At 66.2% G+C, this 302-nt stretch carries 1 protein-coding gene; it reads left to right on the top strand.

The window, feature by feature from the left end; translation table 11 throughout:
- Positions 1-302: IS30 family transposase (locus AC5Y36_RS25895; RefSeq protein WP_500043832.1), on the top strand; the 302-nt coding region annotated here is incomplete at both ends.

Here is a 302-nt window from a genome sequence, read left to right as displayed (position 1 = left end):
CAGTGCGATCGGCACCCTGGTCGAGCGCAGCACCCGATTCACCATCTTGCTGCACCTACCCCACGATCACACCGCCGATTCGGTGGCCACCGCGATGATCGAGGCGATGAGCGAGCTGCCGGCTCATCTGCGCCGCACCATCACCTGGGACCGCGGCGCGGAGATGGCCGGCTGGAGCGACATCAGCCTGGCCCTGCAGGCCCCGGTCTACTTCTGCGATCCGCATTCCCCCTGGCAGCGGGGCAGCAACGAGAACACCAACCGACTGCTGCGGTTCTGGTTCGAAAAGGGCACCGACCTCA

Source organism: Mycobacterium sp. NGS50, from assembly GCF_059812545.1.
This window is presented reverse-complemented; position numbering and strand designations above follow the sequence as displayed.